General features: G+C 42.3%; 16 protein-coding genes. 2 read left to right on the top strand and 14 right to left on the bottom strand.

Annotated elements, in window-relative coordinates:
• Positions 1-2: 2 nt before the first annotated feature.
• Positions 3-3,221, bottom strand: coding sequence for a SusC/RagA family TonB-linked outer membrane protein (locus AABK39_RS09125; protein ID WP_338394622.1), 3,219 nt, complete (start codon positions 3,219-3,221; stop codon positions 3-5).
• A gap of 9 nt (positions 3,222-3,230) precedes the next feature.
• The gene (locus tag AABK39_RS09120; RefSeq protein ID WP_338394621.1) at positions 3,231-5,405 is read right to left on the bottom strand and encodes a fasciclin domain-containing protein; all 2,175 of its coding nucleotides are present in this window, start codon (positions 5,403-5,405) and stop codon (positions 3,231-3,233) included.
• An 827-nt stretch (positions 5,406-6,232) separates the two neighbouring features.
• Here AABK39_RS09120 and AABK39_RS09115 point away from each other — a divergent pair.
• Together AABK39_RS09115 and AABK39_RS09110 are read left to right on the top strand one after the other, a co-directional pair.
• A complete protein-coding gene (locus AABK39_RS09115) occupies positions 6,233-6,988 on the top strand; it encodes an MBL fold metallo-hydrolase (RefSeq protein ID WP_338394620.1) in 756 nt (251 codons plus the stop codon).
• Positions 6,989-7,095: 107 nt separating this feature from the next.
• A complete protein-coding gene (locus AABK39_RS09110; protein ID WP_338394619.1) occupies positions 7,096-7,968 on the top strand; it encodes a helix-turn-helix domain-containing protein in 873 nt (290 codons plus the stop codon).
• A gap of 30 nt (positions 7,969-7,998) precedes the next feature.
• On the opposite strand, the gene AABK39_RS09105 is transcribed toward AABK39_RS09110, so the two are convergent.
• The 12 genes from AABK39_RS09105 to AABK39_RS09055 form a co-directional block, all read right to left on the bottom strand.
• Entirely contained in the window at positions 7,999-9,345 is a 1,347-nt protein-coding gene (locus tag AABK39_RS09105) for an ATP-binding protein (protein ID WP_338394618.1), read from the bottom strand.
• Positions 9,336-12,932, bottom strand: coding sequence for a contractile injection system tape measure protein (locus AABK39_RS09100; RefSeq protein WP_338394617.1), 3,597 nt, complete (start codon positions 12,930-12,932; stop codon positions 9,336-9,338). Before AABK39_RS09100 ends, AABK39_RS09105 begins: the two co-directional genes overlap by 10 nt.
• Entirely contained in the window at positions 12,932-16,093 is a 3,162-nt protein-coding gene (locus tag AABK39_RS09095; protein WP_338394616.1) for a hypothetical protein, read from the bottom strand. The genes AABK39_RS09100 and AABK39_RS09095 overlap by 1 nt, the downstream gene beginning before the upstream one ends.
• A 44-nt stretch (positions 16,094-16,137) precedes the next feature.
• On the bottom strand, positions 16,138-16,893 hold the full coding sequence (locus tag AABK39_RS09090; RefSeq protein ID WP_338394615.1) for a hypothetical protein: 756 nt from the start codon (positions 16,891-16,893) through the stop codon (positions 16,138-16,140).
• Positions 16,894-17,041: 148 nt separating this feature from the next.
• A complete protein-coding gene (locus AABK39_RS09085) occupies positions 17,042-20,593 on the bottom strand; it encodes a baseplate J/gp47 family protein (RefSeq protein WP_338394614.1) in 3,552 nt (1,183 codons plus the stop codon).
• A 37-nt stretch (positions 20,594-20,630) separates the two neighbouring features.
• Positions 20,631-21,041 (bottom strand): GPW/gp25 family protein, encoded by a 411-nt coding sequence (locus AABK39_RS09080; RefSeq protein ID WP_338394679.1) that lies wholly within the window; start codon positions 21,039-21,041, stop codon positions 20,631-20,633.
• Between the two features lie 27 nt (positions 21,042-21,068).
• Complete coding sequence (locus tag AABK39_RS09075) at positions 21,069-21,368, bottom strand: PAAR domain-containing protein (protein WP_338394613.1); 300 nt, start codon at positions 21,366-21,368, stop codon at positions 21,069-21,071.
• Positions 21,369-21,409: 41 nt separating this feature from the next.
• On the bottom strand, positions 21,410-23,245 hold the full coding sequence (gene vgrG, locus AABK39_RS09070) for a type VI secretion system tip protein VgrG (RefSeq protein WP_338394612.1): 1,836 nt from the start codon (positions 23,243-23,245) through the stop codon (positions 21,410-21,412).
• 4 nt (positions 23,246-23,249) lie between these two features.
• A complete protein-coding gene (locus AABK39_RS09065; RefSeq protein WP_338394611.1) occupies positions 23,250-23,915 on the bottom strand; it encodes a CIS tube protein in 666 nt (221 codons plus the stop codon).
• Between the two features lies 1 nt (position 23,916).
• Complete coding sequence (locus AABK39_RS27730; RefSeq protein ID WP_421825160.1) at positions 23,917-24,087, bottom strand: DUF5908 family protein; 171 nt, start codon at positions 24,085-24,087, stop codon at positions 23,917-23,919.
• A gap of 40 nt (positions 24,088-24,127) precedes the next feature.
• On the bottom strand, positions 24,128-24,622 hold the full coding sequence (locus AABK39_RS09060; RefSeq protein ID WP_338394610.1) for a phage tail protein: 495 nt from the start codon (positions 24,620-24,622) through the stop codon (positions 24,128-24,130).
• A 77-nt stretch (positions 24,623-24,699) separates the two neighbouring features.
• Positions 24,700-25,158 (bottom strand): phage tail protein, encoded by a 459-nt coding sequence (locus AABK39_RS09055; RefSeq protein ID WP_338394609.1) that lies wholly within the window; start codon positions 25,156-25,158, stop codon positions 24,700-24,702.
• Positions 25,159-25,174: the final 16 nt, after the last annotated feature.

Raw genomic sequence — 25,174 nt, 5'->3', positions numbered from 1 at the left:
TTTTAAAAAATTACGGTCATACCAAGAGTGTAAGTTCTGCTCGGTGGCGTAGTCGATGTATCCTTTCCAAAGAAATACGGATCGGCCCCTAAAGGAACTTCGGGGTCTTGGCCCGTGTATTCCGTAAATGTGTAAAGGTTGTAAGCCGTAGCAAAGACAGACAAATCCGAAAGGTTGAACTTCTTGATCAACTCTTTGGCAAATCTGTAATTCACCGAAAGGTTTTTCCATCTCACAAACGATCCGTCTTCTACGAACCTGTCCGAACCTAACCAATTGTAAGCCATTCCGTGTACGGCCCTTGGGATATCTGTTTGGTCACCAGGAAAACGCCAACGGTTCATAGTGGCCGTACTTTGGTTATTTTTGGTGTACATGTTTTCGGTCTTCATTCTGGCGATATTCACGATATCCTGCCCTTGTCTGAAGTGGAAATTCGAACTCAGGCTCAGCCCTTTGTAACGAATTCTAAAACCAAAACCTCCTGTGTACTTCGGATTACTCGACCCAAGGTAAGCGACATCATTTTCCCCGATTTCTCCGTCGTAATCCAGGTCTGCATAACTGGCGTCACCTTCCCTGAAACGATAGTTACTGCCACTCATTAACATCCTCAACGGATACCCCGTGATAGGATCAATCACTTGCTCTCCGTTTTTGTCATACACGATCGCCTCAGAATCTACGGAGTACACCCCTTTGTAGACATAGCCATAGAAACCTCCAATCGGATTTCCCTCCGTAACTTTGGTTGCGTAATTGCCATTTTCCCGCATATTTCCTTTTGTCAGGCTGAAGTTATCAGGAACTTCATCTACACGGTTTTCATTTCTGGAAATATTGAACTGCAAGTCGAGTCTCCAATCTTTTGTTTGTATCGGCACTGCCCGAAGCGCTAACTCAATACCCCTGTTTGTCATGCCACCCGCATTCATCTTGTATTTCGAAAAACCGGATGATGTAGGCACGTTGAGGTCCCATAGCAAGTCCGTAGAGACTTTTTCATATACATCGAACTCAGCGTTAAAACGATTGTCATAAGCGGCAAGCTCAAAGCCCAAGTTCGCTTGCGTCACACGTTCCCATTTTAGGTTCTTGAGTTTGACATTGTCGGGATACACCGTTCCTTGGTCTATATAACTGCCTCCCGTCTTGTATATGCTAAAATGCCCCATGCCACTCGGAGAACGGCCGTTTACACCGAAACTTCCCCTAATCTTAAGTTCGTTCAGCCAAGTTTTATCCCTTAGAAAGGATTCCTCCGAGGCTCTCCAAGCCACACCGCCAAACGGGAAGTTTCCCCATTTAGTATCATCGCCAAACTTGGAGCTTGCGTCCGCTCTGATACCAGCATTTATCATATAACGGTCCTTCCATTTGTAATGGGCTCTAATAAGTCCCCCCATGCTCCTCCCGAGGCCGTTTTCTGAAGACAAATCGCTTAAAGCACTACCAAGACCCGGGTCATCAAAACTGCCTGAAGGGAGTCCACCTGCAGAGGCCGCATAAGAAGCGCTACGGCTATCTGACGTTTGCCATTGGCCCATAACTGTTACACTGTGATCATCACCAAGATTAGGAGTGTATATCAGTTTTGTCAATGTCTGGGATCGGAAAACTTCCGCATTTCCCTCCGATGACTTGTTTGTAGCTGAAGAATTCCAAAAATCACTCGATGCTTCTATTGGCAAGAACTTCTTTGTCCGTCCGTTCACCAAATCAAACGTAATGGAAGATTGCAACATCAAATACTCCGTTATATTATATCTCAAACGGAATGTAGACCTAAGCTTATTCTCCAAATATGAGTTCCGACCTTCGTTAATAACAGCAACCGGGTTATACATCGCTTTATCCTTATCCCCCGACTTGTACTTAGCCTGAAAAGCATTTGTCCTTGGGTCAAGAAAATAACGACCGCTTTTATTCCCTAAGCTATCATACTCATATACGCTTTGGTTTGGCATTTTCAAACGTGCCACCGACCTCTCATCACCATAATATGTTCTCTCATTTTCAGACCTTGTATATGAAAAATCGGAGCTTATCATTAATCTGGTGGAAACGTTAAAGTCCATATTCGCCCTAAAAGAAAGGCGCTCCAAAGCCGTACCGACGGTTGTTCCTTCCTGATCGAAGAGCCCCACACCCACTCGATATCTGGCTTTGTCACCACCGCCCGTGATCGATAAGTTATGTTCCTGACTCTGCCCCGCTTGGGTTATCTCGTCGAGCCAATCCGTGTCTTGCGCATAATTGTGATAAAGATCCCAATCCTGATCATAATTTAATTCCAGAATGTCACTGTCTTCACTCTGACCTTTCTGGTTAAAAAAGGCCTGCTTCTGTAATGTCACGTAATCCCCACCGTTAAGCAACGGAACTGGATCTGGCTGTTCAGACCGAAACGCTTTGAAGTTATATCTCAACTTTGGCTTCGATTTCCGCCCTCTTTTCGTGGTAATCTCGATTACACCATTTGCAGCCTTGGCTCCCCAAATAGCGGCTGAAGCGGCATCTTTCAAAACCTCGATCTTCTGGATATCGTCAGGCGCAATCGAAAGAAGTGAGCCATAATCCCTAGTGTCTGCGGAATTAAAATCGAAAGTGTTGTCGATTTCCACATCGTAAGGCATTCCGTCCAAAATGATCAAGGGCTCCCTGTCACCGGTAATAGTGGCAGTTCCCCTAATTCTAATCTGCATGCCCGCTCCTGGATCACCGGAAAGCGCCGTGATATCCACGTTACTGATTTGCCCCTGAAGCATTTCGTCAACTGAGGCCACGCCCATTTCATCCAGATCATCCAAATTGATTTGCGCTACTGCCGACACCTTATCCCGCATGGCAATAAACCCGTCAGATGTATAACGTTCTTCTTGTACTACCACCGTCTCCAGTTGCTGGCTATCATCCTCTAGCTCCAAGTTCAGTTGGCTTCTCCCACCAATATTGATTGTCTGGGTTTTATACCCCACAAAACTAATTTTGAGCTTTGAGTTAGGCTCCACGATTTTTATCATATAAAAACCGTTAATGTCGGTAACCACTCCGTGAATATGCCTTTCCTCGGCATCCACCTCGATAACGGTGGCTCCCGGCAAGGCCTCTCCCGTCTCTTTATCTTTTATATATCCCTGAAGCACCCTATTTTCCTGTGCCCATATTTCTGCGGACAACACGGAAAACAAGATGACACAGATTGTCATTAGCTTTTTCATTTCAAAAAATTATTTTATCCACAAAAGATTGTCGATGAGGTGAATAGTCCCTCTGTAAGCCAGAATGTTACTGTAACGAACATCCTCGATTACCTTGGCCTTTCCACCTTTTAGGTCAGTGAAACCCAAAGTCCCGTTTTCGGTCGATACCTTGATTTTTCTGAAGACATCTTTCGCCGCCGTTTCTGAGAGGGTCAGAAATTCGTCGTTAATATTATTTTCGGAAAACAAAGCCTCTTCCTGTATAAAATAATATGACAAGAAGTCCCTAAGCTCATCCGGGTCCTCCGGAATCTTATCTTTGTTTGCCAAAATCACCGCATTTGACGGCACTATTACAGTAAAAGGCCCCTCACCCGCCAACAAGACAACACTTTTGAATATACTATTTTTAATTAGCCCTGCTTTCTCAAGTAATTTTACAAACTCTTCGTATTCATGCCTCGAAGGGTCTGTCAAATAATGATTTACGGAAAAACGAGGAGGCAGTAACAGGTCCGATATCTCATAGAATGTTCCGTTATCTCCACCCTTATCCGTGGCTACAACTTCCACAGCCTTCTGTTCGTCTATCTCATAGTTTCCTCCCGAATAGAGTTTACCGTCCTGAACCCTAATCCGGCTTTCACCATCCATATTCTGGATAAAAGAACGACTCGTAAAATCTTGCAGGTCGACGTCATAAAGCATATGGGATATAAAAATCCGATCCAACATAGTAGAGGAAACCTCTACGTCTTTTCCCTTGTCGGGGTCGAACCACATGAACTTATTCGCTTTTTCATCAAAAGTATAGCCTGCGGCCTCAAACGCATCGTCACTTGGAGCAAGTACCGTAGAGGTTATTCCCTGCGCATTCATCAATGTAGCAACGGTTTCATTCCTGTTCATTAGCCTAAGCATCATGGAATACTTGGAGTCAAGCGAAAGTTTGCGCATAACAGACGCATATCCACGAGGGGCCAATGTCCTGTTAATGCCATAAACAACAGCGTTATTCAGAAATGCGGTAAAAAACACCTCATCTTTATCTATACTGGCGAATTCCTTATTTCCTGTAGTGAAATAATCCAAATCCGAAGGCCTGAGCCATTGCATTACCGTATATCTGGCAAATTGGGTATGGTTCATGATCAATGGCCATAACGCTTCATTCGGAATATCATCCACAGAACCGAAATAACCAGGTTCAATAAAGGTCTCGTCCAGAAAAGCATTCAACGCTTCATCACTTGGTATAGTGGCTACGTTATTGACCTTTTCGGTATACCAATGCGAATAAGCGTTTTTCGGGTTTACATCAAACGCCACAAAGTCCACGTACTTGCTATTGTAATACTTATCGTACAACGAGTCCTTAACCTCTCCTTTTTGAGCTAATGTGCTTTTCTCATCATAAGAATATTTCGAAAACCGGTTTAGAATATCATAAAAAACGGTAAAATCCTTACTCTCAGCCAAAAGCATCTCCAAATTACCAAGTGGCGGGATCACTCTGTCGATTACATGGAAATAACCGTTTAGCGTCTTTTGATTTGGCCTTGTGGAGATCGCCGCATGAATATTATAACCTGTAAATTCACTGTCGGGGAATAAGAAAGTGTAATCCTCCTCTTCTTTTATTCCGCTTTCCGGTTCAAAATCAAAGATTGGGAGATAATCCGTTTCTCTGGAAAGCTTATATGTCTTTCCCGTTTTCTTGTCCGTTACTTCATAAGGTTTGGCATTATAAATAGACTTGAACTTAAAGTTCCAGTCCGCCTTTAAGCCATATCCCGGATCCCCCGGTTTTTTTCCCCAACCGGAATTATTGGCGATTAACAACTGATCCCAAGACCACGCGTCACGGATAATATGCCCGCGAACGATCTTCTTTACCTCTTCTTCGGGAATCTCGCTAATGTCCGAAACTCCAAACTTGTCTTTAAGGTATTTGAAAACGGCGTCATCCGTTGGAGGAAAAACGGTATATGTACTCTTCTCGAGGTCATCCCTCATATTCAGAATATCAATACCCTTAACAAACTGCGACAAATCACCTTCCTCAACTTCTTCCATAGCCGTAACCAAACGACCCGACAAGCTTCCTGAAACTTTATAATCCTCAAAACGGTCCTGACAACCGTAAAGAATCAATACGACAAGGACAAATGCCCCTTTAAAAATTCGTAGACATAATCTCATACTGTACTTTTTGGATATAAAAAGAATTTGCCGAACAGGACCTTCCCGCCCGCATAAATTGGTTTTCCAAATACCGGGGCCCAAACTTGGGCATTCGCATTGCGCAAAACACTCGACGCATAAAAGGCGAGCTTTGCTACAAAAGCGACAAAAAACATGGCGAGATAATTAAACGAAAAGAGTGTCCCCTTTTACGGAACCCATCAAAAAAACAAACATTCGCGACGCTACAAATCTAAAATCCATTACGCTTGAGACAAACCGTTTTTCGCATTCGCAAAATAGCAATCACCCTTATTTTACCCCCTAAAAAACAGGAGGTTAAATTTAAAAAGGACAGCTCATCCCCCTATTTATTAAACCCATCCCACATTCACTCAAGGCACACTCGGTCCTATTTCATTGGCTTTCGCAGCGGGCACAAACAAGACATTGCCCAAGTTCAATCAGATAAAAGAAAAACAGGGTCGAAGTAACATCCCTCCGATTATATATTGTGACAAGTAGTTTCCGAAAATGACTCCGTCTTATCAACGACATCTAACGGAATCACCTTTTCAATCTTTGACTTTCTTTACAAATTCATTATTTCGAAAATAGGACAAAACACTCACTTCTCTTTTCAAAATGGTAGTTGTTATCGGAAGAATGGTACGGTCTTCTAAAGCAAAACACTTGACCTTTGCATGATAAATTAATCTATAAAAACTGAGTGTTACACGGTCTTAAACAGAACAAAAACTCTCTAATCAAAACTTTGAATCGAAATCACTTCAACATATTAATTTCGAATCCCATACAATAGTCACCATTAAAAAAGACCCGCAATGAAAAAAACGGAAATCCAACTCATCAGAAACGCCACATTGAAAATTCGTTATGCAGGAAAAACGGTATTAGTGGACCCCATGCTTTCGGCAACGGGAAGTTTTATGTCTTTCATCACTCCCGAAAAAAACTCAAACCCGACAGTTTCCCTCCCCTTCTCCGCCAAAAAGGTGGTGGACAAAACGGACTTGGTTTTGGTCACGCACACTCACCCGGACCATTGGGATCCGGCCACAATCGAAACGCTGGACAAGGAAATACCTCTCTTCGTTCAGCCTGCCGACAAAGAAGCAATCAGCTCTGCGGGATTCAAAAATGTAACGCCCGTAGATGATAAAGCGGAATATGGCGAAATCAAGATCCAACGCACGATAGGTAAACACGGCCCCAACGAAACGCTCGACATTTTAGGTCAGGTTTCCGGCTACGTTTTAAGCGCCGAAGGTTATCCCACTCTGTATATAATTGGCGATTGCATTTGGGACTCCGATATCGAAAAACAATTGAAAACTTACCGTCCCGATATTATAGTGACCAACTCAGGTGGCGCAATGTTAATGGGACAATACCGCATCCTGATGAATGCCGAAGAGACCGTTAAGGTAGCTCAAACAATACCAACAGCTACAATCGTCGCCACGCATATGGAAGCGCTGGATCACTGCATGACTACAAGAGCGGAACTCAGAAACATCGCAAAAGCAAAAAACCTAAACATCCTGGTGCCCGAAAACGGAGAAACGGTTACCTTTTGATTTTAAACAGACATGATATACGTATAAAAACGGAATCGACACGTAAAAATTTAATGAAAGTTCCGTTTCTTATTCCCTGAAATCGAACAAACTCAAAACAGGCGATTTTGAAAACCATCAAATTCAACAAAACGGTTTGCGGGGTCGAGATTTCCTTAAATGTACTCGACTGTGATTCGGATTTAAATAACGAGTTCGGTTCAGAAATTCAACAAGCGGATTTCTTCCAAATAGCTTTTATTAAAGAGGCTAAAGGAGTTCTTAGGCTCAACCAATCAGAGATAAAGCTAAAACCGAATACCGCAATATTTATTTCCAAACACCAGCAACACCAATGGCTATTGGAATCGCCTTCACCGAAAGCTATTTTTCTCGTATTTCAAGAGGATTTTCTCAACGAGTTTTTTGCCGATCAACTGTTTTCCTACCGCTTGTTGTATTTTTACCAAACAGCCTACCCGCTTTGGCTTGAGCTTCCCGTGACGTTTTTCGACAATTCCCTAAACCAGCTCTCTGAAATCAGCCACGAGTTGAAACAGCCCGAAAATGACAGTGCCCATATAATAAGAGCTCTTTTGTATTATTTACTGATGCGTCTCAACCGCCTTTACGCCAAGCAACACAAAATAGAGCATAGTGTAGCCTTAGATAATCTGGCCTACAAATTCCGTAGATCATTGGAAGAAAACATCCGCCAAAAACAGCGAGTGGATGATTATGCCGAACTGCTTTCCGTTAGCAGGGTCAGCCTAAACCAAGCCTCAAAAAGACAATTTAATGCCACTGCCAGCGAACTGATCAAACAACGGTTACTCTTCGAAGTGAAAAACCTTTTGCTCTACACAGGTCGTACTCTCGAACAAATTGCTTACGACCTACAAATCTCCGAGCCTCAGCACCTAAGCCGTTTGTTTAAATCCAAAGAGGGAGTTACTCCTACTGAGTTTCGGAATTCTTGGGGGAAGAGGGAAAAAGGATAACACAATTTTTCTTCTTCATTAAGCCCACTTCTATCCTCGCCCTTCTTTTTGAAACTCCCTGTGAATACCTTCCACGATGTCCTCTTTATAAACCATACTATTTTCCCGTTGCTTGGCTTTGACTGCACAATAACGAATTACATTGATAATGGCACCGCCGGCAATCTCATACTCTTCAGCCAAGTCATGCCAATCGATATCTTCACTAAGCGGAATCGTTTTCCCAAAAGAGCCTTTCCAAAGACTTAGTCGTTCCTCGGTATTAGGAAGTGGAAAATGTACAATTGATTGAAACCTCCGGGCAAAGGCTTCATCTAAATTCGCTTTTAGATTAGTAGCCAAAATTATCATTCCGTCAAAATTCTCGATACGTTGCAAAAGGTAGGCAACCTCCTGATTAGCATGACGGTCATTTGACGAGCTAGTCCTTGTCCGTTGCCCAAACAGGGCGTCAGCCTCATCAAAAAAAAGAATCCATCCTCTATGTTCGGCCTGATCAAAAACACCGGCCAAATTCTTTTCTGTTTCCCCTATATATTTAGAAACAATCTGAGAAAGGTCAACAGTGTAAACTTCTTTGTTTAGCGCCTTCCCCAACAAGCCAGCGGTAAGAGTCTTGCCAGTTCCTGGCGGACCATAAAAAAGAGCCCGATATCCTTTTTTCAGTCTCTTACCCAATTCCCATCCACTAACGATTTCCCCTTCGTAACGGGCCCAGGTCAGCAAATCTTCAATCTCATCACGGGTATCAGGATGCAATACCAAATCCTCCCACTCCAACGGAGTATTAACCCTTGTAGCCGGAAAAGCGCTGGAATACGGAGGACTATACGTATCCCCTGACGTAAGAAAATGTAAATATTCCGGACTCATGCGTAGAGGTTTACTTAGAAAAGGTTCGTCTTTGGTCCCTTCGCTTCCCAAATCCAATATCTTATGCCCGCTAAAAAAGTGGCCTTCACCAAAACACGAAGCCACTTCAAAGCGCTTTGCCAAATCTGTTCCCGAAACTAAAAAAACGGCGGTCTCTCCCGTTGGCAGCATGCCTCCGTGTCGCAGACCTTTTATTCCTCCAAACTCTGAATACCCTCTATTAGTGTTTGAGTTCACTATCATCATCGGGTCCAGAACTTGTGGACGGATATGGGGCGCCAACGCCAATATTAGAATAAGGCGTTCGGCAAAGCTCATATTATAGTGTTGAATCAAACTTGCGTACTGCGACGGAGTGTCCCCGATTAAAGGTAACTCCGGCACTACTTTCTCAGGTTTTTCATCCGAAAAATATAGCTCCAACCGGTACATGATAAACTCTTCGAGCCACCGTAGTTCTCTTTCCAATGTAACCGCGTTCAACGTGGTGGGATTCAATTCCATATCGTTACGATCGTTTTTTCCATCCATGGCAATTTCACTGTCGAAAATGACCAAGGGAGACTAGTCAACAACGCATCGACTCCTTTCTTTTCCACATATAAAATATTCTGTTTCTCCTCGAACTCCACAATTCCTTTCCGCTGTAAAAATGTGGTCCGTAAAGCGTCTTTGCTTGATTTTTTCAGCTTGCTCCAATTCGCCAAAACCCCTCCCAATAGTTGCTCCCCAGTTTCTTTTTCTTTTTTCGTTAATAAAAGTTTACGCTTCAAAGGACGTTCAGGACCAACCCCGCAAAGGATTTTATTGAGTAAAAGTGTATCCTCGCTATGATTTTCTTCGCCAAAGACAAGGTATTGACTAAGGTGCGTCGCTCGTTCCGCCTGCACATCATCCTTAAAGGCATCACCTTTGGGCACCATATAGCCCATCATATCAAACAGCCTACTCAGGAATGGCCAAAGCAGGATAAGTCCCGCATTTTCTATAGCCACCCGTTCGCCGAGTTCCTCTTCCATCACTTCAGGGATTTCCTCATACACTTCGTGAGGCTCTTGCTCTTTTATCGATTCAGGTTTTAAACCCGCATAATCAAGACCTCTAGTTTCGGTATAAGATCGAAGCCGTGACATCATATCCGCTTCTGGAATCGTTGCGTTTTTTTGATACTTCTCACTGAACTGAATTATGACGTCATTTGCGCTAATGTTTTTTTCGGAAACGAATCGTTTTAATAGAAACTCAATAAAGTCTTCCGGCGTTGGATTTCTTCCCTGATACAGGCTATCGAAAAACAGTTCCTGACTTTCTTTTGAAAAGGAAAAGCTAAAATTGGAAAATGTATCCTTCAGCATCCGTTCGAAGACAGACATCCGCTTTAACACAAATAGGAAGCCCGACGTTCTTTGCCACGCCTCAACCAAAAGGCTTGGCAGAGTCCTAATTATCTCTATTTGGTGCTCATAAGGCAGGTACTTGCGTAACTCTGCCCAAAAAAAACGTAATTGATGAAGCGATAAATGTTTTAACCTATTGATTTGCCATTCTTTCAGGTTCAACCAGTCAACAGGGGAAAGTTTCCTTTTTTTATCCGGAACCAAACTATTTATAATTCCCAGAAGAAACGCATCTTTTCGAACCGAAAGTTCGCTTCGCTGTAATCCATTTGTCGTTTCGGCCCATGTACCAATAGACGGCGAAAGATGATTCCTGAGAGAAGGATAAATTAGTCTGATTAGTTCAGCTTGATTAAAAGAAACCCGTCTCGAAACACGACGGATATGCTTCCAAAAAAAAGTTTCAAACGAAATTGACAAGCCTCCACTTTGGCTTTTTATCGCCAAAGCCTCTTCCCAACATACTTTATAAAAGAATCGTATATCACCGAAAAAGACTTTATCGGAAGTTTTTTTTCTCAAGGAATTGAAATACAATTCAAAAGCCTTTCCTTGAAATAAAATAAGAAAAAGACGCTTTCGTAACGGTTCATCTATAGTTTCTACAATAGTCCCGGTTATTCGCTTATCTTTTAATAAACTGTAAAACTCAGAACCTTGAAATAGGCCAGAGTCACTTTCCAGATATTCAACAAGCGCTTTTTGAATTACATATTTATCGGATTGGGCTAATATCTTTTTATTAAGATCTGGCGTTTCTTTTAAAACCCTCTTTTCTTTTTTTAAATCAAATAACGCTAATCGAACGTTAGCGTCAATCGTTAAGGTTTCTTCAGGTAAATTCAATACGGATTCCAACAAAAAATCATATTTCAAACCAAATCGATTCGCCAGTCGTTCCAATGTCTTTCTGACAAAAACCTTGGTATTGAAAACCGAACCCCGGTCCTCCACTAAAACTTTAATGATAAACGACCATTTTACTTCTTTAAAAATCCGACTGCTTACATTAGGAACCATTTCGGATTTATGGACTTCATCCAAATGTCTCGAAAAAGCACGCACTCCAGGGGTATATATTCCAGCGACTAAAGGCAGAAGTTTTATAAGGCGATATTCTCCCATATATGTCACAAAACGGAAAAAATCAGCATCGGAAGAAGGTTTCGAAAATAACAAAGCCCTTATTTCAAATCGTTCCTGTGATTCTGAGTCGCCAGAGTCCGCAAATTGCCGAACCCTATCCAACCAACTTTCCGTTTTAATCTTTTTTATTTCCGGCGCTTCCGCTTTCCACTCTCTAGCTAAAGCGACTAATACTTGGGAAATCTCATTTTTCACTTTCCGATCAACTTCAGTAATTCCAGAAGAGATAGCTTCAATAATATCACTTTCCTTAATACTATAGGTATCGGCTAAAGATTTGACCAAAGACTTAGCGAATGACTTTCGGTTGAAAACCGAACCTCGGTCTACCAATCCTATATGAAAAATAAATTCGGAAAGTATCTTGGCAAATTTCGATTCGGTGTTACCCCTAGCAATTCTTCGTTCCTTATGAGCTTTAATCGCATTGGCTTTAATCCCTTCTACAAAAACGGCATCACCTTCGAAGATAATTTCAGAAGCTTTCCGCTGAGTTTTAAATCCAAAACCCGAAAGTCCTTTGGATATTTTCCGGTCAGTTTGTTCCCTTCTCTTCATAAAACCGACTAATTCTATCGGCCTTTCATTCACAAATTTCAGAAACTCACTTTCGGCTCCGCCTACAGTCCCCTTATCTAACATTTCTAACCATGTCGAAAAATACAAGTCGCTTGATTTCGAGTTTCCGTGTCGTATTTCTTCTCGGTAGATATCACGGATAATATTTGGAAGAGCGCCAATGGATTTTCCTTTTATCGCAATTTTCGAAACAGCCCCTCCCAAATGATTGAGTATTTGAACCAAATCAAGGTTAAAACGCTTCGCTAGACCCTGAATCAAATATTTGGTAAATGTTTTTAGGCTAAAATATGAACGATTACGATATGTCAAAAAACGTATTGCCAATTCCCACACGGCATACTTAAACTCATCTTCGGAAACAGATTCCAACTTTTTCCTTTTATGCACTTTTCGAAAGTTAGCCACTGTAGTATTCACAGCCCCAGCTTCGGCGGAAGCCAGAACCCTTACCAATTGCCGTAATTGATTTTCGGAGAATTGCAATACCGCCCTTCGAATAAACCCTTTTCTATTTCGTAAAGCCCGAAACATTTTTCGTACCGAGTCTTTATTCTCTCTGAGCATCAGATCTATGTAATCACTCAGGGAGAAATCAGAAGCGCACCACCAAGGCAACTGACCATGAAGAAGGAAATAGGCTAATGTGTGTTTCTCAGGCAACCGAGTTCCTTCTTTCGCTTCTTTATCCTGATTAAAAAATTTCAACAATAAAGAGGGGAACCTCTCCTGGATCCGTTTTGTCACTTCTTCTTTCATATTTTCGGGTGACACCACTCCCAAGTCTAATTCCAAGCGTTCCAAACGCAAGTAACCATACTTTTTGGCGAAAAAATCAAGAACCTTCCCTAGCTCTACCTGTATTTCGTTTCTGGACAAAGTGGCGAAAGTTTCTCCATAACCTTTACTTTCATGCACCGAATCCATACGCACATCAGTCACCAACTTATTTATTACATTTCCGCCCATTAATATTCCTGCCTAATCCTAAAGTACTCGCTCACGTCCATTGGAGAATCAAGCGTATACATACCTTTCAAAAAACGCATCAATTCATCGGAAAGCGCATTGATTTTTTCGCAATCATCACCGGGGTTAAAAGCCGAAAAAACACCGATCCAATCGGAATAAAGCTTTTCAAACACAACCATCTCGTTTAAGCTAATCCATTTAATACGCAAAGCGATATGGGCTGGCGTGTTTTTCCGTATAGCGCCTTCTGTGAGATGTCGGAATTCCCTGTCGTGAAACCTGGCAGTCCATCCTGGCAAAAGAACTGTAACGGTAAAATTATATTCCTCGGAGGCGAACTCCCCTTTCACATCATCGGCCATTACGTGCATATCTTTCCGGCGATTAATGCCAAACTCAGTCATTGAGTTCACATACTTTGTCACACGATCAGCAAACTCCTGGGCATCGGTTTCATTCAAAAACCGTTTGTCCACTTTGGCCAATACCTTTTCAGCCTTTCGTGATAAAACCGAATATACATTCCGCTGGGTGGGCACTACTTTCAGGGATTTGCCATCTGACAGACTTGATTCCATTTCCGCCAAAGCAATTTCGGCTTGTTTCTGATTTGAATAATCCCCGACGCGTTCTCCTTCTATTAAACCCTCTTCATAGGTCTGGATCTGAAAAAAGGTCTCGCTATCCCATTCCACAACAAATGGGGAAGTTTCAATACTTCGGATATCTAACAATAACTTTATCAACTCGTCTTCCAAACTCAGTAAATGTTCATGCGTAACAGGAAGCAAATCCATGTCTCCGTCCCTGAACAGAAGCTTAACCGAAGGATCCATTTTTCTGGGCCTTAGCAATATGTGATCAATTACATAAAGCCCCTCACTTTTATAATTCCACTCAATAAGTAGCTCTTTTAACGAAAAAGCAGCCTTCGCCGCATCTTCTTCATTACGGTATATTTCCAAAGCTCGCCAAACGACCAAACGATCCTCAACCCTGACATCATGATCCAAAAATTCCAATACATAGCAAACCTTACCGTTTTTGGTGTAAACCAAATAAGTCTTTTTGTCCGCCGCACCGCTGATATTTACTTTATCCCGCTTTATCCTTTCTACCCAAAAAGATTTATCCTCATAGCTATTAAACAATAAAGCCGTATAGTCATACTTTTTAGTCACGAAGCGTAGGAGCCTGTAATTATCTTCCCAAATACCGCGTCGGAACAACTCTTCATCGACTTCAATTTGTTCCACCAATTTACGGTGAAGTCCCTTTTTAACTTTTTCAGAATAATCCCAAATCCCTTTAAAGCCACTATTCCGTTCATGGAACTTAAAATCACCCGTAAAAAATTCTTTGGCCTGCTCCTCCGGATTACGCTTTTTAAAAAACACTTTCGGAAACAGTTCACTCGCAAACTTATTCGCACGCAAGGGCAAATCCAGTTTTAACCTCATCCGGCGTTCTAATACGGAATAATTCTCCTTACGCCAATACCCGTCTAAAGGCGGAGGAGCAACTGCTTTGTTTGTAGACAAGGGGCCTTGTTCTCCCAAAAGTCTGATAATGGAAAATATTTCGCTTTGAGGTCTGAATTCGGGATAAAAGTTGAATTTATGAAACGGAAATTCGTCATACCGTTCCCCGAACCGATTCATCAAATGTTTCAAAAAAGCTAAACGCCGTTCACCGAAATCATCAATCCGGTGCAAGATGTCTTCTACCGTTTGCAACAACACGTCCGCGTTTCCATACGGTATCAGCTTATCCAATTGCAATATATCTTCCGGAACTTGAGCGTAAAAACTGGTTTCCAGTTCAGGGTCTAGGGAATATAATTCCCCGAAATGACTGAGTTGAGCCAAATGGTTGCTTAATATCTGTTCAAATAACAACAAAAAACCCTTAAGCTGTAAAACCTCACTTCTACGTTCCGGCTCAGGTATATTGTCCAGTCTTTTTTCCGTTAATCTATATATAGACGGAAAATGGTTTTGTATACTGGTATAACGGCTTAAATCTATCCGATAATCGCTCAGATCTTCAACCTCTACCTCTCCCTGAGCCATTTTTTTCTTATACGAATGTCTTACCTCCGCTTCAAGACGCTTTAGCTCACTTATCACCGCATCCTGAAATAGTGACAATGGCGTATTACGCTTTAGATATTTAAAGAACAATGGATTATTCACATCTTCCCGATGAACCTTCGCCAACCTCGGCGCTTGTGTCCAGCCGACTACCATCGCCTCCGGCACTTCCTTGCCACTTAATCTGTCCGTAAAATTCACAAATTCGTAATCACCGCCAGCTACTTGTTTTTGCATTAAAAGGTCAAAGTGCTTTACAGATTTTATACCCGGAATATCCAATAGCAAATTAATAAACTCGCTTTCTCGGAAATAGAAATCTTTAGGTTTTAAAGATTCATCCAAGATAAACCCCCGCTCCAACCTGGGCCCTTCATAAATCTCCTCATCTTTAAAACCCAACTCCCGCATTTCTTCCAACGAGCGAAAACGGACAGGTTTGGATATATACTTATCCAAAAGGAACAATACCTGCGCATGTACCTCTTCGGCCCAATAATCGTTTTCCAAAACAATAGTACACTGCACATTTATTTCCTGAGGCTCAAGAAATAAAATCTTATATATATCCTCTCCTAGATTACGGTATTCGGACAACAGCTCGCTAATCTCCTGATGGCAACGTTCCTTTTGGGCGTTATCTTTCAATTCGACCAATAATAAGTAAAGCCCCTTCACATTGGAATCCCGCAACTGGCTCAATGGGATAAACCATGCGTTACAAATCTCGTCGATTCCGTCGATTAACATTTTTCGGCTATCCTGTAGCGTAAGTGGAGCTGTGGTAAGAATCTCTTCCGGAGGCAAAAATGTCACCCTTCCGTCCGAACCTTCCTGCGAAGCCAATAGTGTCCGGATATCTAGCCCCGAACGGTAGCCCATATCCGTCAGCGCATAGCATAATTGATCCAAAATGGTTACACCTGGATCATGGACATTATAGTCAGTCCAGTTATTTCCGGCGAGTTCCTGAATGATAGATATGCCTTTTTCACGCAAGAATTTGAAATCAAGAGCTTTTTTAGCCTGCGGACCTCTTGCTATATAGCCACCTCGGTTTTTCATCTCAAAAAAATTGGAAACACATACAAACACCAATTTCTTAACGGTCAGACGTCCGCTAAGAGGTCGTCATTCCATAGTTCGGTTATATGAAACCGTATCGAAACTCCCAAACCAAGCTTTCTATTGGTTCTCATTTGTAAAGCGTAGCTCTCGTCGGATCCTGTCCACCGGTACTGAATCCATAGAAAACTCCAAAAATTAAATCTAACGGAATGTCTTCTGATTCGCGCCCTACTGATATTCGCAGGGTTCAAGGCGATGGCTCTGGACAAAACGATCTTACTGGAAGTCAGACTACCCGCTTGCGCTATAATCTCAAACGCTCTACAACCACTTAGTTCCGGCGTAACCGTATGCCATTTCTTATCCGCCGGGACCTCATGGCTAATACATGATGTCCCAACCCTAGCACTCGACGCTGACGTTCCTTCAACCTCAAAGCTAAACCTAGGGCTGATATGATTCACCCCGACTCTGTCATGGTGCAAAGACAAACTAGCTTGACCACCCGCTTTTCTGAACAAAATGGCGTCATGTCCCTCCCCGTCTACAGCGGGATGGGAATCCAATTGCCATAAATGCTTTGACGATACCGGGTCTGAAAAAAAACTGGCAATAGAACGTTCTCCAAACTGAGGCCTGAAAGTCCATCCCAACCCGTTCGTCATACCAATCGTCTCCTTCTCATCGTCATCAATTAGGTTTGAACACGAGTCAATCAAATCCGCAAAGTCTTCCGCGTTGGGGATACTGCCCTTCTCAAAACATTTTTTTAGTGTAGCCCTGTCTTTTTTTGCCATATGCGTAGGGTTTTACTTCTAAGACAAATAAAAACTCCTTCTCAATCTCATCTTAAAATATACTCTCTAAAAGAATCCCCACTTTCACAAAGCCCCTCTATTTATAAAGTACAAATTATCAGCGCAATAACCAAAATAAACCTTATAACTACTCAATCACGAAATCATCGTCTGTTTGCATATTTTGAATACCTCTGGACTCTGGTGGACTTATCAGTTCAGAAGCCATTACCCTTAAGTCTAAAGAATCCGAACAACACAAAATAGACCATGGATACTCCGGGTTTATTACAATCTGCATCTGTTCTTCCCTGGCCGTATCAAATAATTTTTTTCCGGTTTCCTTCTCAGAAATCTTATACATGGAAAATGACGTGACAAATTGTACGTATGGCAATGCCTGTATCTGCGTCAAAAGTTCCGAACCAAACAAAGGATTTCCGAAAATCTCAGACTCCAGATCAGGATTACGCCATGTTTCAATAAATGACTTTACAGTCTCCTTGACCCGATTCACCAAAAAACCATCACTATGGCTCGACGTAAAAGATACCGAAGCGCTAATTCGAACAGCCTCAAATACAGGATTGGACACTTGCACATCAACAAAAGGTGATGTCTTGGTTCGAATAAAATCCCTTATTCTAAGTAAACATTCCTGCTTCAAATAAGGCCGTTCGGGGCTTAAATCAATAGGCATTGGAACAATTCTCAATTTCCCGGGAGGAACAAACACTTTACCGTCATGCATATCAGCGGTAAAACATTTTACTCGCCCAACCTCAGGAAAGTTTTCCAACACTAACTGCTCGTAATCTACAGCCATCAAAGCGCGATTTTTATGCCTTAAACGCTCACTAACCCTTTGTTGAAAATCACCTTTTCCTTCCAGCCCAAGCCCTCCAAATGTTTTTCCGATTTGCATTACGGAACTGACTCCCGTAGGCTGTTCCACAAACTTTTCTATTTGCCCAGCGGGTAATCCTTTCTTTAAATGTTCTCCTGAACCATCACCGTTCCACTCCACAGACAAAACGTTCTCATAGATTCTTTCAATTCGCTCAGGTCTTTTGCCATCGGCTTTTTCCGAAGTAGCCATTATCCAATACCGACCTTTTCCCATTAGGGTATTGTCCGAAGTCATATTTCCCGACAAACGCAACCTCACAAAACCAGTGTTCAAAAAACCATTACTGGTATCTCCCAATTTCATATCAGTTCCTATAGCTCGCCAATTGTTGCGGTCCATGGCATACCAATTCAGATTCCGCTTAACACCGACAACCGCTTGAGGCGATTCCTTTATCTGAAAAAATAAATCCAAACGCTTGTTTTCTGGTATTTTGTCCAGAGCCATCATAAAACTCGGAGAGTCTTTTTCTTGGTATAATAATGATGTGGACAGGCCTTTTCTTAATTGGTTTTTTCTATATCCGAAAACGCTCAAATGATAAAAACTTGCCTCATTTTCAAAATCCAATCGTTCTACTGAACGATAAGAAAGCCTGACCTTGTTAAGGGCCGGCACCAAAGGAGCTTTCGGTTGTTCTTTGGGCAATTTCTTTCCGTATTTACTGTTATATAACAGCACATCAGACAAAGCCGACGCGTAATATTTATGACCGAAAGCCAATTCAGGCGCCTTAAGCCTTATTTTTATCGCATCCGGTTTATCCGATGTAAAAACCGAACTTTGCAAGCCGTTTAAAACCAAATGCTTTCTAAAAACTATCCTTTCGCCTTTGGCATTTTCATTTTGTAATGGCACCTCTAGTTTTTTAACCCATTCCCGATTATCCCGAACAAAAATCTCAAGCCGATAATCATCATCGGAAACCGGAATATTATATCCTCGGAAATATGAGGCCAAGCTCTTTTCTTTTGGCAAGGTTTCCCAATCCAAACGCAAGGAAATATCACTGACCTTTTTTCCCACCAACTCCGAACTTCCTATAATCAAATAGGACCCTTCCTCCGGTATAGGCCCAAAGGGTTGAAACGGTTCTTCGGGAACAAAATCAGACAAACGGTTCCCAGCCCCTAACCCGGGAAGCCCCTCTACTTGCAACCCTACTTCACACCCTAGTATTTCTAAACCAGAGAAAAAACTATACAAGAAATATTTTGACTCATAGCGCAGAGTGGCGCTCAAATGCGCTTTTTCACAATAAGGGTCTTGCTCAATAACAGGATCAATGCCCGGGCCGATAATTCCAACCTCCGCAGAAAGGTCAAACTCAAAACGCAATCTTGATTTGGCGGAATCGATATAACTTTGATACGAAACTATCTCAAGCCCCCCGTCTGGTGTAGAAAGAGTAAACCTAAAAGCATGGTTTATGCTTTTACGAACCGCATGATCTTGCTCCGACTGGGCCCCTGTAAACTGTATGAGGCGTTCAAGAAAATTACGAAAAGAATGCGGGGCGCAATTCAACGCCAAAATAATTTTCCGCTCGCCACCAACAAGGTTAAAAGCGTCACTTTCAATAATAAAACCCGACCTTGCCCGACGAGGCTTCCGCTTCGGGAAGATATCAGCAAATGGCTCGACTCCGAAAACGGGAAAATCCCCGGCCTCAAACAGCATTCCGTCCCCCCTTTCCTTCTGATCAAAAAAAATAGCGGTAACAATATCCCCGTCCAGCCCTTTATGGTGGCGTTCATTACGACTTGGATAGATATTCCGAATCTCCACTATCCTGCTATCGGTTAACCCCGCCGGTGTATCACATTTATAAAAGATATCTTCACCTTTATCGTTTTTTCCAGCGGAAAGCAATGCGTTTTCCGACACATACGCAGACTTTACCCCCTCTTTAATTCCTAAATGAAGGAACGCTTTGTCCGGACGCAATGAACGGGGCTGAAACTTCAGAATCTCTTTATAATAATAATTAAGATGTTTTGCGGGAATATTATTCATTTCCCGTTGCACATATCCGTAGATATTCAAGAAGCCGACTATTAAGGCGATATGGGGTTTATTGTCTCCGGAATCATTCAGTATTTTCTCCAAAAGTTGACGAGACTTTACTTGAAGCTCATGAACCGCGAAAAAAAAACTGTTAAAAAATTTTCTTATCCGGACAGTGTCCATACGTTTAAGCGAACGTTTTTTGAACCTTCCTTTTTTGGGGCTTCCCCACTCGTCAACTATGGCTTTCAGTTCCTCTTCCGTATCGTTTGACCAATCCAAAATAGATCCATAGCGATACAATTCCCCTACATAGTCCCTTAATCCACCAGAAAAAGCATCACGTAGGGATCGTGCCAACGAAAATGCCTGATGCTCCCTCGCCAAACTATTTTTTAAATCGCGAAGCTCCCTTATCACAACCAACAAATCCAACACCATAGCATTTATGGTATCCCTCCCTTGAGCATCATCGAAGTACCCTTTTAGTCTCCTTACTTTTTTCTCAAAAGCAGCTTCAATCGGATCTAAATCAAATCGGGAAAAGCGTAATAGGATTACAAGCAGATCTTGTTCAAAAAAAACATCCCAACGACTGTCAGCATCCGCTCCGGGACCATAAAATCGAATCTCTTTGGAATATTGGTATACAAACGTCAATAAATCGGAAACTGTCCTATCATCTAAAGCTACAGCGGAAGCGTCCAGAAACGGCAAACGCCTATTTTTCCGGTTGCTACTTTTCTGAATCCCCCTTCCCGATCTAGTCGTATTATCTTTCACTGCAAAGCTTTAAAGTACCGCTTCTGTTTTTACTTGATTAAAGGTTACTTCCTTCCAACAAATAATAAGGATACACCATATTGTGCCTTGTATTGGTTTCCTTGATTTCATACAGAATATTGATTCTGATAAGTCCAACCGCATCCGACGGATCGTAATCCAAGCTTATATCAACAACCAAAACCCTAGGCTCGAAATCAATAATAGCCCAACGGACAGTCTCTCTTATTTCCGTAAAAAGAGACTCGGATATCACTTCATTTACATACCGAAACAGTTTACATCCATACTCAGGATTCATAACCCTTTCGCCGGGATAGGTATTCAAAAGGATTCCTATACTTTCCTCTATATCCTCTCGCTTATCCACCATTACGGCTCCGCGATTAACAGCATCAAACCGAGGCGGAAACCCCCAACCTTTGCCTAAAAACGCTTCGTCTTTCATCAGATTCAACTAAAAACCTTTATGAATTTAACCACCAATCAATACTGTGGGCAGACCCATCACAATAGAACCACCATGAGCGGTAGTGTCGCCCATTCTAGCGGCTGGCATTCCGCCGATCAGCACCGTAGCCGAACCCTTTACTATACTATCGGGCGGACCAACACAAACGCACATATCACCGACTTTTGCTGCCGGTAAACCTCCAATCAAAACGTTGGGTTGTCCCGGCCCCGTAACCGGACCTCCCACATGCGGAATGGGTGGAACTCCCGGCGTTTGCATCGGACATGTATGCATATCGGTCAATCTTGCTGCTGGAGGCATAAAAATCTATTTTCAATTATTTTCTTATTAAAAAACAGGACTCAGTTTATCATCACCATTGTTCCTTTTACGGCCGTTTGTCCAGACGACACTAACTCCGCTTGGGCGTTACCCGAAGCCGAAAATTTTGCGTTGGCCGTATTCGTAATCTGTAATCCCGAGATTTTCACATTATTGGTCGCTTTCACTTCCGCATCCATAGTCGCAGAGGCTTGAATGTTTTGTGTAGCGTTAATCTTAACGTCCGAAGCGCTTTTAATCTCTATTCCTCCGGAAGACATCGTTATCTTATTCCCGTTTTTGTCTTGAAGGCAAATTCCGGAATCGTCCATTGTCATTTTATTCGAATTCTTATCTTGAATAAGAATACTTCCTTGATCATCATCTAACACAACTTTGTTTTCAGCGGGCGTAGTTATCGTTATGATTTTCTTTTCATCATTAAATTCGATCTTGTTCTCCGCTTTAGTCGTAAACGCTTTGGTGTAATTATCCTTAGTCATATCATAAGGTGCCTTATTCTTTCCGCTATAAAGGCTTCCCAAAACAATTGGGGCCGAAGGGTCGCCGTTTACGAAACCAAGAATCACCTCATCCCCTATTTCCGGAATAAAGAAAACACCTTGCCCTGACGTGGAATAAAAATTCGACATACGGGCCCACACATTTTCCCCATCTTGAAATAATACAGGAATATTAACCATCACCCGAAAACCATCCTCCGGATCTTCGTCTAACTGTTTCACAACTCCGGTCAATAACCCTTTTACCCCCGCCATTAAACCGGACACATCAATGGGTTGCACATCCGGTTTTGTAGCAAACCAGCTAGGTTCCAGCCCCAGATAGCACGTCGTCACCCAATGTCCGTCCTCTATTTCATGTTCAACGCCTGATACGTAAGCCTTTCCATTGAAACGGTCTCCTACGCCCTCCATTTCCAGAGTTTTGCCCGGCAAGGCATTGGTGTTACCTTGAAACCGAACTTCGCCACGCACCCGAGACATCCACGATTTCAGCATCTTGGCTGAGGCCCAATCTTCCAACGATTTCTCCGTAGCGTCAGCGTTATTACGCAATACAGTATCGCTTATCCCAAAAACTTCAGCGAGTTTTTTCGAATCAATATTTCCCTGGGCATTAACTGAAGGATTCTTGCCGGTAGCCGTCACGGCTTTCTGCTCAGACGGATCCCAACCCATACTTTTCACTTCGGACAATTGATTCTGAGCATCCAAATCCATTTTCATATCCACCAAATCTTTTCCGAAGGTAACCGTCAATACTTCCGAGGAAGAGACTTCCGGAGCTTTAACGCTTACTTTCCCATCTAGGCATGAAACGACTTTTCCATTGGCTTCCGATCGCATCAAAATAAAATCCCAATCCGTACAATTGTATTGCGTTAGGCTTTCATGCTTTGTGTTCGTCTCCTCCACATCGGCGGACAGACCAGCGTCTCCAATAATCGAGGAAATAATATCGGAGTCTTTCTGTTTCTCAAAAAAAGCGCTTTTTCGGACCACTGTCATCTTAGCCACCTTTTCCTTACACTCAACCTCTATCAAGGGAGCCTCATCCCTATTAACTATAAGACTTTGCCTAACAATTACCCCTTTGAAAATCGATTCGTTTTTGGATAAATAGCCTGCTTTTATTTCAATCTCTTTGCCCGGAACAAAATCATCTCCTTCAGACAGTGGAAAATCCTGTTTTGCGGGACTTCCGTCGCCTATCCGGACCGTTGCGTATGGGATATGGTTCAACGACCTATTTACATAAATACCCGTTACGGGAACCGTTTGGCTAACAGTGTTCCCTTCTATTAATATCTCATAGGTAGTTAGCGCTACATCTTTTAGAGGCGAATCTGCCATAAATCTATTTTAGAGGAGGAAAAAACAACTCTGTTCCCGGACTAATATTCCGAAAATCCGTTAACCCGTTAAACGCCGCCACTTTTATATAATAACTGCTATCCTCATATATCTGAGCGCACATCAATGGCAGGTTGTCGCCCGGCTTTACAGTAACACGGTGAGTCAGATCCGGTGAATTCAATCCTTGTTCATTCGCCTCCTGCTGAGTATTGATATACCCCAAAAAAGCGAAATTGATTTTAGCTCGTAACGGAGTTCCATCGGGTTTGAACATCGTATAATCGATATCCATCTTTTCCAGCCGCCCCCGAAACTCAAAGCTACCCCAAATCAATTTCGAAAAACTCGGCTGGTGCGTTTTCGAATTAACCTTGAAAAGGGTATCCCGCATCAAACTGATTTTCTGATCCAGAGTTTTGCCACTCTTATCGGCTATTGCTCCCGTATCATCCAAAAGCGTTTCAAAACTCAAATTTTCAGGCCCCAAACGATAAAATTCGTCACTCTTGGAGCCTAATGGCCCATAAGTTTCTGGGTGTTTGTAACGAATACTCGCATTCCGACTCATCTTCGAGGGGTTGATCATCAGCTCTATACGCCCAGCTTCATCGGAATACTTATAATCGCTATAGCCTTTGATCAATAATTTCTGTAATGCTCCCGACATCTTATCTGGAATTTTTCGTCCTCAATTTCTTATCGACATAGGTTTTACACTTTCGGAAAATCCTCTCGGAAAGCTCTTTTTCATCCACCTCTTTAGTCTGTTCCCTACCCTTCCTTACACTATCTTTTTCTAATGTTGTGCGAATCAACAGTTCTTTTATCTCAATTGTCATTGCTTTAAAAATATCCGTCAACCTAAAAACTTAATGGTCATCAAAATAGCAACCCTAAGCCCATGCTATCATCAGCTGATACGGTAAATCCTGTATGGCAAAATTCCAAGGTTTCGACCAACAATTCATTCTTCATAGAGTCCAGATCCGATACGGTCCATTTTATGGGACGGGCGTTTCTAAATGTCCAAGTGATAAGATTTTCGCTTTCATGATTCAGTAGAGAGACCTCAATATCATGTAACTCTATTTTTTTCTGAAAATCATTAACAATAGAATCCACCACCCAATCACTTAATCGCGAATCCATAGTGGCCATACCTCTTTTCAATACCAAATTCGGATATATCGTCTCTTGCGGTACTTTCCAGAAAAAGTCATTTACGCCACCTTCCCTTATCTCCTCATATTTGTTTTCAGCGCTCAGACCCGCCACTTCCTTAAAAGCATAATCGTAATTATCATCAAACCCGATTACTTTCACATTAAAATAAAAGGAAACCGCCGGGGTCCAATCCGTATCGCTATCCGCCATAATCTAAATATATTTCCGATACATATTTTGACAAGCATTTCGGGAGTGACCCAAGCCACTCCCTTTTGCTTAGGCTATTATGAGTTTTCGATTGTTATTCCTTCATGCACGATTTCAATAGTCTCAATAGCAGCTTCATTACCATCAGACTTCAGGTCTGTTCCCGAAATCTTCGCCGGCCAAGCATTCTTCAGTTTCCAAACCATTGTCGGCGCTCCTGATTCGTCCAAAAGGCTAATCGTAACAGGAATACGCTTAATGGTATTAAGCTTAATTTGACTATACCAATCCCAGAAAGAGTTATCGCTTTTGAAAACACCTTTCTTCATAGTCACTCTGCCCTGCTTTGCTATACCGGGCATTTTTATCGTTGAAAAAACAGGACTGTTACCGTGCCTATACTCAATTTCCTGTGTCTCAGTCTCCAATCCTGACACTTCCTGAAAAGCTAATTCTTTATCGTCCCATTTTACCTGAAAATAAAACTTAGGTAAGGGCCATACGGCCGATTGTGCTGATCCATCTGCATCCGCCATGACTGTATTGTTTTAA

This window comes from Fulvitalea axinellae (assembly GCF_036492835.1).
Taxonomy (GTDB): Bacteria; Bacteroidota; Bacteroidia; order Cytophagales; family Cyclobacteriaceae; genus Fulvitalea; species Fulvitalea axinellae.
The sequence above is the reverse complement of the archived record's forward strand: the minus strand, read 5'-3'. Positions and strand labels throughout refer to the sequence as shown.